11 protein-coding genes are annotated in these 13,096 nt (G+C 69.6%); 4 read left to right on the top strand and 7 right to left on the bottom strand.

Features of this window, described 5'->3' with window-relative positions; genetic code table 11:
- Positions 1-89 precede the first annotated feature (89 nt).
- Complete coding sequence (locus tag ACN26Z_RS13535; protein ID WP_421461506.1) at positions 90-1,511, bottom strand: dihydrolipoyl dehydrogenase family protein; 1,422 nt, start codon at positions 1,509-1,511, stop codon at positions 90-92.
- Between the two features lies 1 nt (position 1,512).
- Entirely contained in the window at positions 1,513-2,073 is a 561-nt protein-coding gene (locus ACN26Z_RS13530; RefSeq protein ID WP_093402541.1) for a hypothetical protein, read from the bottom strand.
- Between the two features lie 259 nt (positions 2,074-2,332).
- On the opposite strand from ACN26Z_RS13530, the gene ACN26Z_RS13525 reads away from it, so the two are divergent.
- Entirely contained in the window at positions 2,333-2,941 is a 609-nt protein-coding gene (locus ACN26Z_RS13525) for a TetR/AcrR family transcriptional regulator (protein ID WP_282238990.1), read from the top strand.
- Between the two features lie 91 nt (positions 2,942-3,032).
- On the opposite strand, the gene ACN26Z_RS13520 is transcribed toward ACN26Z_RS13525, so the two are convergent.
- Together ACN26Z_RS13520 and ACN26Z_RS13515 are read right to left on the bottom strand one after the other, a co-directional pair.
- The gene (locus ACN26Z_RS13520) at positions 3,033-3,767 is read right to left on the bottom strand and encodes an alpha/beta hydrolase (RefSeq protein WP_421461503.1); all 735 of its coding nucleotides are present in this window, start codon (positions 3,765-3,767) and stop codon (positions 3,033-3,035) included.
- 186 nt (positions 3,768-3,953) lie between these two features.
- Positions 3,954-5,213 (bottom strand): MFS transporter, encoded by a 1,260-nt coding sequence (locus tag ACN26Z_RS13515; protein ID WP_421461501.1) that lies wholly within the window; start codon positions 5,211-5,213, stop codon positions 3,954-3,956.
- An 86-nt stretch (positions 5,214-5,299) separates the two neighbouring features.
- Between ACN26Z_RS13515 and ACN26Z_RS13510 the strand changes: the two genes are divergently transcribed.
- Complete coding sequence (locus ACN26Z_RS13510) at positions 5,300-8,332, top strand: AAA family ATPase (protein ID WP_421461499.1); 3,033 nt, start codon at positions 5,300-5,302, stop codon at positions 8,330-8,332.
- Positions 8,333-8,335: 3 nt separating this feature from the next.
- Here the strand turns inward: ACN26Z_RS13510 and ACN26Z_RS13505 are convergent, their stop codons facing one another.
- The 3 genes from ACN26Z_RS13505 to ACN26Z_RS13495 are packed head-to-tail and all read right to left on the bottom strand — an operon-like array spanning position 8,336 to position 12,031.
- The gene (locus ACN26Z_RS13505) at positions 8,336-9,694 is read right to left on the bottom strand and encodes a ferric reductase-like transmembrane domain-containing protein (RefSeq protein WP_421461497.1); all 1,359 of its coding nucleotides are present in this window, start codon (positions 9,692-9,694) and stop codon (positions 8,336-8,338) included.
- A gap of 55 nt (positions 9,695-9,749) precedes the next feature.
- Positions 9,750-11,027 (bottom strand): hypothetical protein, encoded by a 1,278-nt coding sequence (locus tag ACN26Z_RS13500; protein ID WP_421461495.1) that lies wholly within the window; start codon positions 11,025-11,027, stop codon positions 9,750-9,752.
- Positions 11,024-12,031, bottom strand: coding sequence for a hypothetical protein (locus tag ACN26Z_RS13495; RefSeq protein WP_421461493.1), 1,008 nt, complete (start codon positions 12,029-12,031; stop codon positions 11,024-11,026). Before ACN26Z_RS13495 ends, ACN26Z_RS13500 begins: the two co-directional genes overlap by 4 nt.
- 128 nt (positions 12,032-12,159) lie before the next feature.
- Between ACN26Z_RS13495 and ACN26Z_RS13490 the strand changes: the two genes are divergently transcribed.
- Both ACN26Z_RS13490 and ACN26Z_RS13485 read left to right on the top strand, forming a co-directional pair.
- Complete coding sequence (locus ACN26Z_RS13490) at positions 12,160-12,447, top strand: hypothetical protein (protein WP_139233096.1); 288 nt, start codon at positions 12,160-12,162, stop codon at positions 12,445-12,447.
- Complete coding sequence (locus ACN26Z_RS13485; protein WP_421461490.1) at positions 12,444-13,046, top strand: hypothetical protein; 603 nt, start codon at positions 12,444-12,446, stop codon at positions 13,044-13,046. Before ACN26Z_RS13490 ends, ACN26Z_RS13485 begins: the two co-directional genes overlap by 4 nt.
- Positions 13,047-13,096: the final 50 nt, after the last annotated feature.

Genomic DNA, 13,096 nt, shown 5'->3' with positions numbered 1-13,096 from the left:
TCTGGGGGCAACGGCTCGGGCTCGCGTTGGCGATACCCGAGCCGCTTCGATCCGGCGTGAACCGCTACGGAGGAACGCTCGGCTCCCCGTCAGCGGCCGTACGTCTCCAGCAGGCGCAACCAGACCTCGCTGACCGTCGGGTACGCCGGCACCGCGTGCCACAGTCGGTCCAGCGGGACCTCTCCGACGATGGCGATCGTCGCAGCGTGGATCAGTTCCGCGACGTCCGGACCGGCGAGGGTGAAGCCGACGACCACCTTTCGGTCCTCGTCGACGACCATGCGGGCATGTCCCTTGTAGCCGTCGGCCTGCAGGCTGGCTCCGGCGACAGTCCCCAGGTCGTAGTCCACGACCCGAATCCGCAGTCCGGCCGTCTCGGCCGCAGCCGCGGTCAGCCCCACCGACGCGATCTCCGGGTCGCTGAACACCACCTGCGGCACCGCACGCTCATCGGCGGTCACGGCGTGCCGCCCCCACCTGCCGTCCTCGACCTTCTCCCCCTTTGCCCGGGCCACGATCGCGTCGCCCACCGCGCGCCCCTGATACTTGCCCTGATGGGTCAGCAGCACCCGCCGGTTCACATCACCCGCGGCATACAGCCACCCGCCTCCGCCGACCACACGCAGCGTGTCGTCGACCGCCAGCCAGGCACCCGGCACCAGTCCCACGCGGTCGAGGCCGATGTCCTGAGTGTTGGGCGTCCGGCCGATCGCCACCAGCACCTCGTCCGCCTCGACCCGCTCGCCGTCGACAGTTGCGATGTGGACGATTCCGCGGTCGTCGCGGTTTACGGAAGCGGCCTCCACGCCGGGGCGTACCGACACACCGGCCTCGCGCAACGACTCCGTGACCAACTCGCTGGCGAACGGCTCCGCCGACGGCAGCACACCGTCACGGGCAAGCACCTCCACCGACGACCCCAGAGCGGCGAAGGCGGTCGCCATCTCGGTCGCCACCACGCCGCCACCGATGATGGCGAGCCGACGGGGAACCGACCCGGCCGAGGCAGCCTCGCGGCTGGACCACGGCGCCGCCGCGCGCAGACCCGGAATGTCCGGCAACAGCGCGCTGCTGCCGGTCGCGACGACCACCGCATGCCGCGCGGTCAGCCTGGTCGTGACACCGTCCACGCCGGTCACCTCGACAACGCGGGCGGAAGCGATCCGCCCCTGGCCACGGTGCAGGGCGATACCGGCCGACTCCAGCCAGGAAACCTGCCCGTCGTCCCGCCAATGGGATGCGAAGGAGTCGCGCCGGCCGAGCACCGCAGCCGCATCCAGGTTGCCCGTCACAGCCTCCCGAGCACCCGGCAGTTGGCGAGCCGCCCGCAACGCGGACGCGCTGCGCAGCAACGCCTTGGTGGGCATACACGCCCAGTACGAGCACTCCCCACCGACCAGTTCCCGCTCGACGATGGCGGCGGTCAGCCCGCCCCGCACGACCCGGTCGGCAACGTTCTCCCCGACCGGACCGGCACCGATCACGACGACGTCGTACTCAAGTGAGGTCATGTCAGTTTCCCTTCGCGGCACGGCCGAGACGGACGGCCGCGATCAGGAAGAAGACGGCGCCGGGAATGGCGTAGCCAGCCGCGTTGATCAGCGACGGGTGATCCGCGGCGGCTGCGACGATGAAGGAGCCACCAGCCAGCACCGAGATGCCGCCGCTGATGATCATTGGCCACTGGCCGCCCATCCGCCGACGGGTGACACCTACGATCAACTGGACCAGACCGGCGACGATCGCCCAGGCACCCCAGACCCGCAGGACCGCGGGAACGCCGGACGCCCCGGCGACGCCCACTCCTACCGCCGCGACGAGGCTCACCGCGATGTTCACATAGAGCAGGGCCGGCGAGCCGGTGGCCCTTGACGAACGAAGGTCGTAGCTGGCGGCACCGACGTCGAACAACGGATAGAGCACGAACAGCGCCACCGCGAGCGGACCGATCTCCTTGGCGGTGGCGATCGTCACCCCGGCCCACACGATGGCGAACGCGAAGCGGATGAAGTACAGCCGCCGCAGCGCGGAGGCAGCCTCGGAGATACCGGGCGAAGCAGCAATGGTGGTCACGGGTGACCCTTTCAACGGAGAGGTGGTAGACCGAACGTTCTGTCTCTATAAGCATGCCAGGGGCGGCCGGCACCGTCAAGACCGAACGTTCTATCCGCCACCTCGGTATCGCGCGACCACCGCGCGCCACGGCTCTCGCCGGAGGCCCGCCCCCTTCGTCGCCGCATCGGGCCACGCGTCGTCATCGACGTGGCGCTGTTGGCCCCTGAGGTCGCTCGCTTCCCTCAGACCGAACGTTCTGTTCGCTAAGGTTGAGGGCATGACACGTGGCAAACCCGACAATCGGCCCTCCGAGGCGCGCCTCCGGCTGCTCGCCACGGCAACCAGGATCTTCTACTCGGAGGGCATCCACTCCGTCGGTGTCGACCGGATCATCGCCGAGGCGAAGGTGACCCGGGCGACCTTCTACCGGCACTTCCCGAGCAAAGACGACCTCATTCTCGCCTACCTACGCGAAGTCCATGAGATGGAGCGCGGCACGGTCGACGCGGCCATCGCCAACGATTCATCACCCGTCGACCCGCTCCTGGCCATTGCCGATTCCATAGCTCAGAACATCCAGTCCCCCGGCTTCCGTGGCTGCGCCTTCCTGAACGCCGCGGCGGAGTATCCCGACATGGAACACCCCGTGCGCCAGGAGATAATCGCCCACCGGCAATGGTTCCTGGACACGCTCAGCAAGCTGATGGCGCAGGTTCACCCGGAAACGGCGGACCCGGCCGCACGCCGTTTCGTCATGCTCCGCGACGGCGCCATGGCAGCCGGATGCCTCTTCGACCCCGCGTTGGTGTCCGAGACATTCCTGCACGGCGTCGAAGACCTTCTTCAGCCGAGCGCCGATCGACCGTCGACCGAATCCATCGGCTGACCGGGCCGCACCGGGTCCAGACGACGACCGGCGGCGTTGGATCGCCGATTGGCCCTCGCCGCGACACCGCCAACGTTCCCTGGAAATCGCACTAGCGTAGATGCCGGGCGAAGAACTCGGCCGCGCCTTCCCCTGCGTACCAGGGAACACCAGTGTGTCCGCCCATGTTGGCGTGCAGCGTCTTCTCCTTCGAGCCGAAGGCGTCGAACAGCTTGAGGGCCGCCTGTCGGTCGTTCCCCTCGTCGTCCCACTGCAACAGCACGTGCAGCGGAATGGTGACCTTCCGGGCCTGCTCGAACATGATGCGCGGCACAAAACTCCCGGCGAAGAAGCCGGCGGCCACGATGCGCGGCTCCACCACCGCAAGCCGGATGCCGACGGAGATCACTCCCCCCGAGTACGCGACCGGGCCGCCGATCTCGGGCAGCGACAGGAAGGCATCCAGGGCGGCCTGAAATTCCGGTACCGCCTTGTCGACGAGCGGGAGGATGAGGGCATCGATGATCTCGTCGTTGACCGGCTCGCCGGCCTCCAGCGCCCGGCGCAGGTCGACGCGGGCCTGTTCGATCGCGTCCCAGCGGGGCCGATCACCGCTGCCGGGCAGCTCGATCGCGGCTGCGGCGAACCCATCCGCCACGGCACGCCGAGCCCGCGCCACCAGACGTGGGTACATCCTGCCCAGCCCGAGTGGCGGGTGGCCGAGCAGCACCAGCGGGACCGGCGGTGTCGCGGATGCGGATGTCCACAGGATGCCGGGGATCTCGCCGAGAGTGAACTCGCGTTCGACGACGCCGTCATCGAGGTGTCGTGCAGAGGTGAATCGCATGGTCGTGCCTTTCGGGAGTGCTCGTGGACGGCGCTCCCGGACGACCTATCGCCCGACCGTGACTGCGGGGAGAGCACCCATGTCGAAAACGTTCACGGGTATCACCTCCTCGGTCTCTGGCACGGCCTCCGGCAAAATAGCAGCGGGCCGCTACGGTCCGCCGCGCATTTCTGCGCCGCACCGCGCTCACCGGATGCTGCGGATACCTAGCATCAGCAGCCCGGATGCCACCGCGCACAGGGATCCGAAGACGAACAGCGCCGGATAACCGCCGAACCAGGTGATCAGCGCACCGGCCACCGCTCCGGCCAGCAGCTGGGGCAAGCCGGTGGCCACCTGCAGGATGCCCAGGTCACGGCCCTCGCTGTCGGCATCGGGCAGGACCAGGGACATGACTGCCAGGTCGACCGCGAAGTAGGTGCCGATCGAGGCGCCCAGACAGGCAGCGTAGATCAGCATTCCGGTCCAGGTGGGCATCGCCAGGGGAATGGTCATCGACGCGGCGACGCCGAGGGCGCTCACTCCGACGACCATCTTCCGACGATCCACCTTGTCCGCGATCCAGCCCGTGAGGCCAGCCACGACCACCCACACCAGGATGCTCAGTGTCAGCATGGTGGTCACCGCAGCGGCCACATCGCCGCCGGGCACGTTCTCGGAGCCGATGTAGTCCTGCAAGGTGTAGAAGAGGTAGCCGCTGACCACGTAGTAGGACGCGAAGAGCATGAACCGGCTGGCGAATGCCAACCGGAAGTCGCGGGCGGCGAAGGCGGCGAAGAACGAACGCAGCCGCTCCCCGAGACGCCAGCGCTCACGCACAGGGAGCGGCAGGCCCCGCGCCGACCCTTCCCGGGCCCCGACCAACAGCAGCACGGTGGTGACCAGCAGCACCCCGGCGATGACGGCATAGGCGGTCAGTTGGCTCACCCGGCTGGCGATCTGAACGCCCAGCACGACGCCGGCCGGGGTGCCCATCCCGATGACTCCCGCAGCCAGGCCACGGCGGTCATCGGGAACCCGGTCGGGCAGGATCGCGGTGATCGCGCCGGAGTAGAGGTTCGCCGCGAACCACAACACCATTGTGGTCGCGATCAGCCCCAGCAGGCTGTCGGCCAAGCCCATGAGGATGCAGGCGACAGCCGAGACCACCGCGGCCCCGGCGATCCAGGGTGTCCGACGTCCGAAGCGGGAACGCGTACGGTCGGACAGCGCACCACCGAGCGGAATCGCCACCATCGTCGCGACGGCGGCGAGCGTGTTGAGCAGGGCGAGGTTGCCGACCTTCGACGCCGGGTCCACCGCCTCGACCTGCGCCGGGAGGATGACCGCCGAGATGCCGTTGAAAAGCGCGTACATGGCCGCCGTGGCCGGAAAGAGCAGGATCAGCAGGCGGCCGACACGCGGCCGGGACGCCGGTGCGTGCGGGGGGCGGCGCAAATCAGTCACGAGGTCTCCGGCCGGTCGAGCGAAGTAAGGATCATGCCATCAGTCGCGCGTCGGGCTCCGACCGGCGTGGGTGATATCGTCCGCCTGTGGCAGGAGCTCCGTACCGTTTCGACGGGTTCGAGCTTGACACCTCCCGCTACGAACTCCGGCTCACAGGCAAGCGCGTCCCGCTGGAGCCGAGGGCCTTCGACGTGCTGCTGCACCTGATCCGGCATCGAGACCGAGTCGTCTCCAAGGAAGAGCTCCTCGACTCGGTGTGGGGCGACCGCTTCGTGACCGACGCCGCAGTCACCACCGTGCTCCGCGCCATCCGGCTGGCCATCGGCGACGCCGGCAAGGAACACCGGCTGATCCGTACCGTCTATCGCCGCGGTTACCAGTTCATCGGGCCCGTCACGCAGACACCGGCCGGTGCGGAGGCAGGACATGACCGGGCCCTACCCGCTCGGTTGGCGATGTCGTCAGGTCTCGGCTTCACCGGCCGGCAGCACGAGCGCGCGACGCTCGCGGACGCGTGGAAGGAGGCGCTCGCCTCGCGGCAGCGTCGGATGGTGCTGGTGAGCGGCGAGGCGGGCATTGGTAAGACGACGCTGTGTTCGGTGTTCGCGACCTCGGTGCAGCACGAGGCGGTGGTGCTTTACGGGCGTTGCGACGAAGAGTTGTCGATTCCCTATCAGCCCTGGCGGGAGGTGCTGACGGATCTCGACCGCGATGCCCACGATGTCGTCGACAGCCGCCGCGACGCGCTCGCACCGCTGCTGGGTGGCGCGAGCGCGGTGAGCCTGGAATCGGATTCGGCCCGGTTCGCGCTCTACAACTCGGTCCTCGACATACTCGATGCCGTCTCGGCACGCAGTGGACCGGTACTCGTCGTGCTCGACGATCTGCACTGGGCGGACATGCAGACACTCGCTCTGCTGCGGCACCTCGCCGAGCGGGCACTGACGACGCCGGTCCTGGTGATCGCCACATTCCGCGATTCCGACTTCGACGCCTCGCATCCGCTGAACGTGTTGCTGGCCGCCACCCATCGCGAGCCGGGAACGGCCCGGCTGGCCCTGCGCGGTCTGGACAACAACGAAATGCTCGGCCTGCTGGAGACGATCGCCGGCCACGAGATGGACCACAACGGGCTCACGCTGCGGGATCTGCTGCGCGCCGAGACCGAGGGCAACCCGTTCTTCGTCACCGAGATTCTGCGTCATCTCGCCGAGACCGGGGCGATCAGCCGCCAGCAGGACGGCCGCTGGGCGACTCCGACCCGGCTGCTGACCCGGGGCCTGCCGGTAAGCGTCCGGGAGGTCGTGGGCCGCCGTGTCCAGCGCCTCGGATCCGGAACGCGTCGGGCGTTGGACACCGCGTCGGTGCTCGGCCGGGACTTCGAGCTCGATCTGCTCTCCGAACTGCTCGGCGAAGCTCCACTGCAGACGTTCGAACGGCTGGCGCCGGCGGTCGACAACGCTCTCGTCACCGACGCCGCCGGGCGATTCGCGTTCACCCACGCCATCGTCGCCCACACGCTGTACGCGGAGTTGAAACCCACCGCGCGGGCGTTCATCCATCAGGCGGTAGCGATGGCGATGGAGCGTCGGGTCGGCGATGACGCGGGCGAGCAGGCCGCCGAGATCGCCCACCACTGGATCCATGCCGTCGCACCTGCGAACCGCGCCAAGGCAGCGGAATACTCGCAGCAGGCGGGCGCCTACGCGCTGACTCACGTGGCACCCGACGAGGCGGTCGTCTGGTATCGCCACGCCCTTGAGCTGATGCCCGCCGGTCCCACGGTGCGACGCTGTGAATGCCTCGTCGGTCTCGGCACCGCGCAGCGTCAATCCGGCGACCCCGCGCACCGTGAGACGCTGCTCGAAGCCGGTCGCCTCGCGATCGAACTCGACCACGACGAGCTTCTCGTCCGTGCCGCACTCGCCAACAACCGTGGCGACGTCAGCGGATTCGGGACGACGGACGAGGACCGGGTCCAGATCCTGCGCCGTGCGATCGCCGCGCAGCCCAACCCGGCGGACGGTGCGCTGCTCCACGCGATTCTCGCCATCGAGATCCATGCCACCGCCGCCGAGGACCTGGAAGAGGCCGCAGCCCGTGCGGTGACGCTCGCCCACGAGGCCGGCGACGACCACGTCCTCGCGCACGTCGTACGGCTCACCGAAAGCGCCCTGCGCACGCTGGACGCCCTCGATCGTCGTGAGCAGTTGTTGCAGGCGGGCATCACGGCCGCGGAGCGAACCGGTGACGCGCGGTTGCGCGGCATCCTCTCGATGTCCCACCACGAGATCGCGCTTGAGCGCGGCGACCGTGAGGTGATGAACCGGGAGAAGGACATCCGCAACGCGTTCGCCCAGCGCAGTCCGGAACCCTTCGTCCGCTGGACGAACGCCCAGACGTCGTCGATGCACCACTTTCTGGACGGCGACCTGGCGGGAGCCGAAGCCGCCGCGACCGCCGCCCTCGAACTCGGCGTGGCAACCGGCCAGCCCGAGGCGTTCTTCGGTTACGCGGGTCAGCTCTTCCAGATCCGCCGGGCCCAGGACCGACTGGCAGACGTGGCCGAGGCCATGGAGCAGGTCCTCGACCAGAACCCGATGCTGCAGGTCTTCCGGGCGGGCATGGCCTACGTGTGGTGCGAGCTCGGCCGGGCAGCCGACGCCCGGGCGCTCACCGACTCCCTCGACGTCTCCGCCGGCGGCGCACCCCAGTTCTGGTCGACCTCCCTGATGCTGTGGGCCGAGGTCTGCCACCGGCTCGTCCTTCCCGTCCCCGCCTCCCGGCTCGTGCCACTGCTCGACGGCTGGCGCGACCGGGTCGCCAGCACCGGCGCGACCACCGAGGGTTCGATCGCCTACGGGCTCGGCCTCGCACTGGCCACCGTCGGCCACCACGAGGAGGCGGCGGCCGCCTACGACCTCGCCCTGACCGTGAACCGGCGGCTGCGCTCCCCGCTGCTCGTCGCCCGCACCCAGATCGCCTATGCCGATCTGCTCGCCGGGACCGAACCCGACCGGGCGCGATCTCTCGTCACCGACGCGCAAGCAGCCGCCAGGCGCTTCGGTCTCGCATTTGTCGACCGTCGTGCCCGGCAACTGCTCGATCGTCTCCGCTGAGATTCACACCCCCAACCGGAACGCCTCGACATGCCGCTGGCGGGCCGGGACCCGCAGCGCGCGGAGGCTGCGCTGCACGGTGGTGGCCATCGCCGCGGGACCGCACAGGTAGACGTCCCGTTCGGCGATGTCGGGAACCAGGCCGCGCAGGCTCTCCGGGCTGAACGGCTGGCTGCCGTCGGCGGTGCGACCGGTCAGCAGATGCAGGCGGGCACCCCGGGCCTGTACAAGATTGCGCAGCTCACCGATCAGCACCGCGTCGGCGGGGGTGCGGGCCCGGTAGAGCACCACGACGTCTCCGGTCAGCTCCGGGTCCTCCAGCAGCGCCCGGATCGGGGTGATGCCGATGCCGCCGGCGATCAGCAGGGTGTTCTCCCGGGTACGGCCGGCGGTGGTGAGGGCGCCGTACGGTCCCTCGGCGTAGACCCGGGTGCCCACCGGCAACTGCCGCAGCCCGGCGCTGGTGGAGCCGATCGCCTTCGCGGTCAGCCGCAGCGTGCGGCCGTCGGGTGCCGCGGACAGCGACCACGGGTTGACCTGCCACCAGGAGTTGTGCCCAGGGAAGCGCCACCAGAAGAACTGGCCGGGACGGGCGCGCAGCCGGTCCAGGCGGTTGCCGGCAATGTAGACGGAGACGGCGTTGTCGGTCTCCGGCACCACCGCGACGACCCGCAGCCGGTGCCGGAGGTTGCGCACCAGCGGCACGAACAGGCGGTTGGTCAGCAACGAACCGACCGCGAAGGCCCACAACCCCCACCAGTACGCCTTGGTGACGTCGCTGTTGGCGAACGAGGCGCCCTCGTAGATCTGGTGGATCACCGAGAGCACGATCACCACGTACACCACCAGGTGGATGGCGTGCCAGGTCTCGTACGACATACGGCGGCGGGCCATCCGTACCGAAGTGAACGCCATGACGCCGATCAGGACTGCGGCGATCATGCCGAGTAGTACCGGCATCTGCTTGGCCAGGTTCGGGATCTCGGCGAAGAACGAGATCCGGTCGAGCTGTGCGTAGCCGAGCATCACGAAGGTCGGATGCAGCACGACCAGCCAGAAGATCACGAACCCGGTCCAGCGGTGCCAGTTTGTGAGTTTGTCCATGCCGATCCGCCGTTCCAGGAACGGCACCCGGCCGATCAGCAGCAGTTGCAGTGCCATCACGAAACCCAGATGCAGGCCGAGGAAACGGCCGATCCCGGTCAGGGTGTTGGGCACCGGCCGGCTCGGATGGGCGAACATGACCTGGAGGATCACCAGGTTGACCAGGAGAAAGGCCCAGAGCAGCAGGTACGCGACCCGGGCCTGGCCGAGGCGGCGCACCGGTGCTGCCGGGGCGGCGGTGAATGTGGTCGTGGACATCGCGAGCCTTCCTGAAGCGGTCCTGTTCGGACCGGCGTGAGATTCCGTCGACGGCCTAGCGGGACGGCGCGGTCGCCGTCACACCGATCTCCGGCAGGCGGACCTTTCCGTCCGCCTCAGCGTGCCAGCGCCAGCGTGCGCCCGGAAGATCGCCGAGCACGATCGCGACCTGCCCGGTGCCGGGCCCGCAGGCGGCGAGCAGATGCGCCGCCTCGTCGGCCGAGGGCGTCTCGGCGATCACCGCCAGGGCGGTGAGCGAACGACGGCGGGCGGCGAGGCGCACCATCCCGTCGTCGGTCTCCGGCCCAGAGTCGTTTATCCGCAGCTCAGTGACGGATCCCAGGCGTAGCGCGGACTGTGGCAGGCCGGGTGGCTGGCCGCCGAGTCCCGGCACCGACAGCACCGGCAGATCCGGACGGAAGCGGCTCAGGTCGGCCATGAGGTTGGCCAGGACGTCGATGGCGACCCCGGCCGATCCGCCGATCGCCAGCACGCCGTCGAGCCAGGTGAGATCCACGAACAGGGTTCCGTTGTCGTCTCCGCCGACCCGCACCAGGCACGGCGTGACCGCGTCACCCCGGGTGGGCCGTCCGGCGTCGGCGTCGACGGGGCGCGTCCACACACCGTCGGCCTCGGCCAGCCAGGGCGGTCGGGGGGTGTGGTCGGCGGTGACCCAGGCGGTCACCGCGCCAGTGTCCACGCGCAGAGCGTACGCCTCGACCTGATCGGCGGTCAGTTCGGCGGACGCCTGCCAGGCCAGCGCGGGACGATTCTGGTCGGCGGCGAACTCGGCGGACAGTTGCGCGCGCGTACGCATCCGTTCCTGGATCTGGCGGTGCCAGCGGGCGTTGTCGGCGTAGGCGCGGCGACGTCGGCGAAGCCGGGCGACGAGCCGGCGGCGGAAGATCACCAGGAGGCTGAGCAGGGCCAGGATCACCGCGCCGAGCAGCGCGGCGGCGACCTTCCAGGTGAGCAACGGCGTACTGTCGGCGGCCGCGGTGGAGCCGATCCGGCCGAGCCGGACGTCAGGCCCCGTCGCATCGGCCGGCAGCAGCAGAACCCATCCAGGGCGTACCTCACCGGAGTCGGTGAGGGTGCCGCCGTCGCTCTGCGGGCGGGACCGGTTCAGGTCGAGAATCTCGGCGGCGCGGGCCGGATCACCTAACGTTCGCTCAGCGATCTGTGCCAGGGAGTCGGCGCGCCCGCCGTTCTGTCCGGGGCTTCGCACCACGGCGACCTTGACCACGTCGTCGGGAGCGGCCGAGACGGCCGCCGGTACGGCCAGGACGGCGGTGAGCGCCGCGAGCAGCAGCAGTACGGCACGGCGGATCATCGGGCCGCCGTCCAGCCCTGGGTGGCGGCACTGGTGATGATCGTGTCGGTGCTCTTGTCGGCGACGTTGCGGTAGAGCGGCGATCCGTCCAACGTCACCTGTTTGGTCCCATCCTTGCGGCTCAGCCACCACACCCGGTCGTCGTCGATGCCCTTGAGCTTGACCCTGCCGCCGTTCCTGGCGACCACGGGCTGCCACAGGGCGGCGCACGCGCCCGTGCAGTTGCTGGCCGGCGGGTCGGTGTCGTCCCCGTCGAAGCGGTAGATCGTCGCGCCGTCGTCGTCGACGACGATCGGGCCGTCCTTGCCTTCCTTCGCGGTCAGCGTGCTGGTGCGGTCCGGCTTCGCGGCCTTCAGCTCCGCCGTGGTGATCAGTGCGTCGATGGCCTTTCCGTCGGACCCGAACGCGAACCACGCGTTGTCGACGCCCTGTCCATTCAGGTCGCCGGGCACCGTGTCGCCGCCGAAACGGTAGGCCGGCCGGCCACCGATGGTGACCTGCACGCCACCATCGGGCCGTCGGATCGCACCGATGTCGTCGGTCTTCATCCCGTCGACGAACACTCGGCCGCCGGCCTGGATCAGTACCGGTGGCCAGCTCTCGGCGCACGTGCCGGTGCATGCCGAGGCGGGCGGCTCGGCCGGGTCCCGGGTGAAGCCGTAGAGGGTGAACCCGGTTACGTCCGTCACCGTCTCTCCGATGGTGGCCTTGTTTGTGGAGAGCTGGACCCACTTGGCCGGGGCCTGCGGGCTGGGCACCGTCGGGTCAGACGCCGGAGGCTTCGTGCCGGCCGCCGGAGATGCTGCGCTGGCTTCGACGGCATTGTCGCCGCGACCGTCGCCGGTCAGGCCGGCGCTGGAGGCCGGTGCGTCCACCAGTTGAATCTCACCGCCGGCGAGAACGGGCGCCGCCGCCGGATCGGCGGCTTCGTTCCCGGCGCAGCCCGCCAGGAGCAGGGCCGCGGCAAGTGGGACGGCCAGAGCGCGGACCGGGGTGCGGGACACGATGACACCTCCGTTTCGATCGGGCTCGACAGGTGCGGTCTTCACGACCGGACCACCGATCCGGTTCGAGGCTTGTGTTCCAGGTCACATTCGCCGAACCGCTGCGGGACGTCCGACGTGACGGGCGCATGGCCAGATCAGACATCGTCATCCCGGGCGAAGATCTTCAACAGGCAGCGGACGCGATGCGCCAGGTGCTGCGGACCATCAGCGTCAAGCGCAGCTCGGCCGACTTCAACCGGACGGTCGGACCTCCGGTCCGCGACGCGGCGGAGAACTTCGAGGACCGCTGGGACGCCGGTCGCAAGCAGCTGCGCAACGAGTGCGACGACATCATCGAGGCGATCGACGTGATTCTCGACGCCTTCGCCGCCGTCGATGACCAGAGTGGCGACAGCCTCGGCGGTGGCCGGTGACCGCCCCCGTACCCACCCCTGGATCATTCACCTTCGAGGTGCCGGAGGGTTGGCTCGACTACGACCTGGCGGGACAGGACTTCAGCCGGCAACAACGCGAGCTACGGGCCGCGGTGTCCACCGCCGAACAGCGCAGCGCGGTCGACGACGCGCTGCGCCAGGCCCGCCGCCTGCTGCGGGCGGCTCGTCGGCAGGGAGCTGCGGCCGCGGCCGGCATGATCGCCCGCGACGACGACGGCGGGCTGCTGATGGCGTTCGTGGCGGCCTTCGGGATCACCGTCCCGGACGGTACGCAACCGTCGGTGGCCGACATCGCCCAGCAACTGACCCGCCCCGCCGGGCTCAACGGCCACGGAGACCGCACCGTCACCTCGGCCACCCTGCCCACGATCGGCACCGTCGCCCGGATCACCGGAACCGAGGTCGTCGAGCTGACCGAGAGCACGTCCGCGGTGATGGTCGCCATGCACACGATCATTCCCGTGCCGGGACAGCCCGGCTCGTACCTCGTGGTCACCGGAATGAGTCCGAACCTGCCGCTCGCCGACGCTCTGTACGACGTCTTCGACGCGATCACCGGCACGCTGCGCTTCACCTGACCGGCCGTCCGGGCACCACGGGATCCGGCGACGCCGAGCCGGCGTCACCG

Source organism: Verrucosispora sp. WMMD703, assembly GCF_049178935.1.
Lineage (GTDB): Bacteria > Actinomycetota > Actinomycetes > Mycobacteriales > Micromonosporaceae > Micromonospora > Micromonospora sediminimaris.
The sequence above is the reverse complement of the archived record's forward strand: the minus strand, read 5'-3'. Positions and strand labels throughout refer to the sequence as shown.

What these genes read in the sequence shown, in the direction of transcription:
- ACN26Z_RS13535 (WP_421461506.1), bottom strand. Translation starts at nt 1,511, where the DNA reads ATGACCTCACTTGAGTACGACGTCGTCGTGATCGGTGCCGGTCCGGTC.
- ACN26Z_RS13525 (WP_282238990.1), top strand. Translation starts at nt 2,333, where the DNA reads ATGACACGTGGCAAACCCGACAATCGGCCCTCCGAGGCGCGCCTCCGG.
- ACN26Z_RS13520 (WP_421461503.1), bottom strand. Translation starts at nt 3,767, where the DNA reads ATGCGATTCACCTCTGCACGACACCTCGATGACGGCGTCGTCGAACGC.
- ACN26Z_RS13505 (WP_421461497.1), bottom strand. Translation starts at nt 9,694, where the DNA reads ATGTCCACGACCACATTCACCGCCGCCCCGGCAGCACCGGTGCGCCGC.
- ACN26Z_RS13500 (WP_421461495.1), bottom strand. Translation starts at nt 11,027, where the DNA reads ATGATCCGCCGTGCCGTACTGCTGCTGCTCGCGGCGCTCACCGCCGTC.
- ACN26Z_RS13490 (WP_139233096.1), top strand. Translation starts at nt 12,160, where the DNA reads ATGGCCAGATCAGACATCGTCATCCCGGGCGAAGATCTTCAACAGGCA.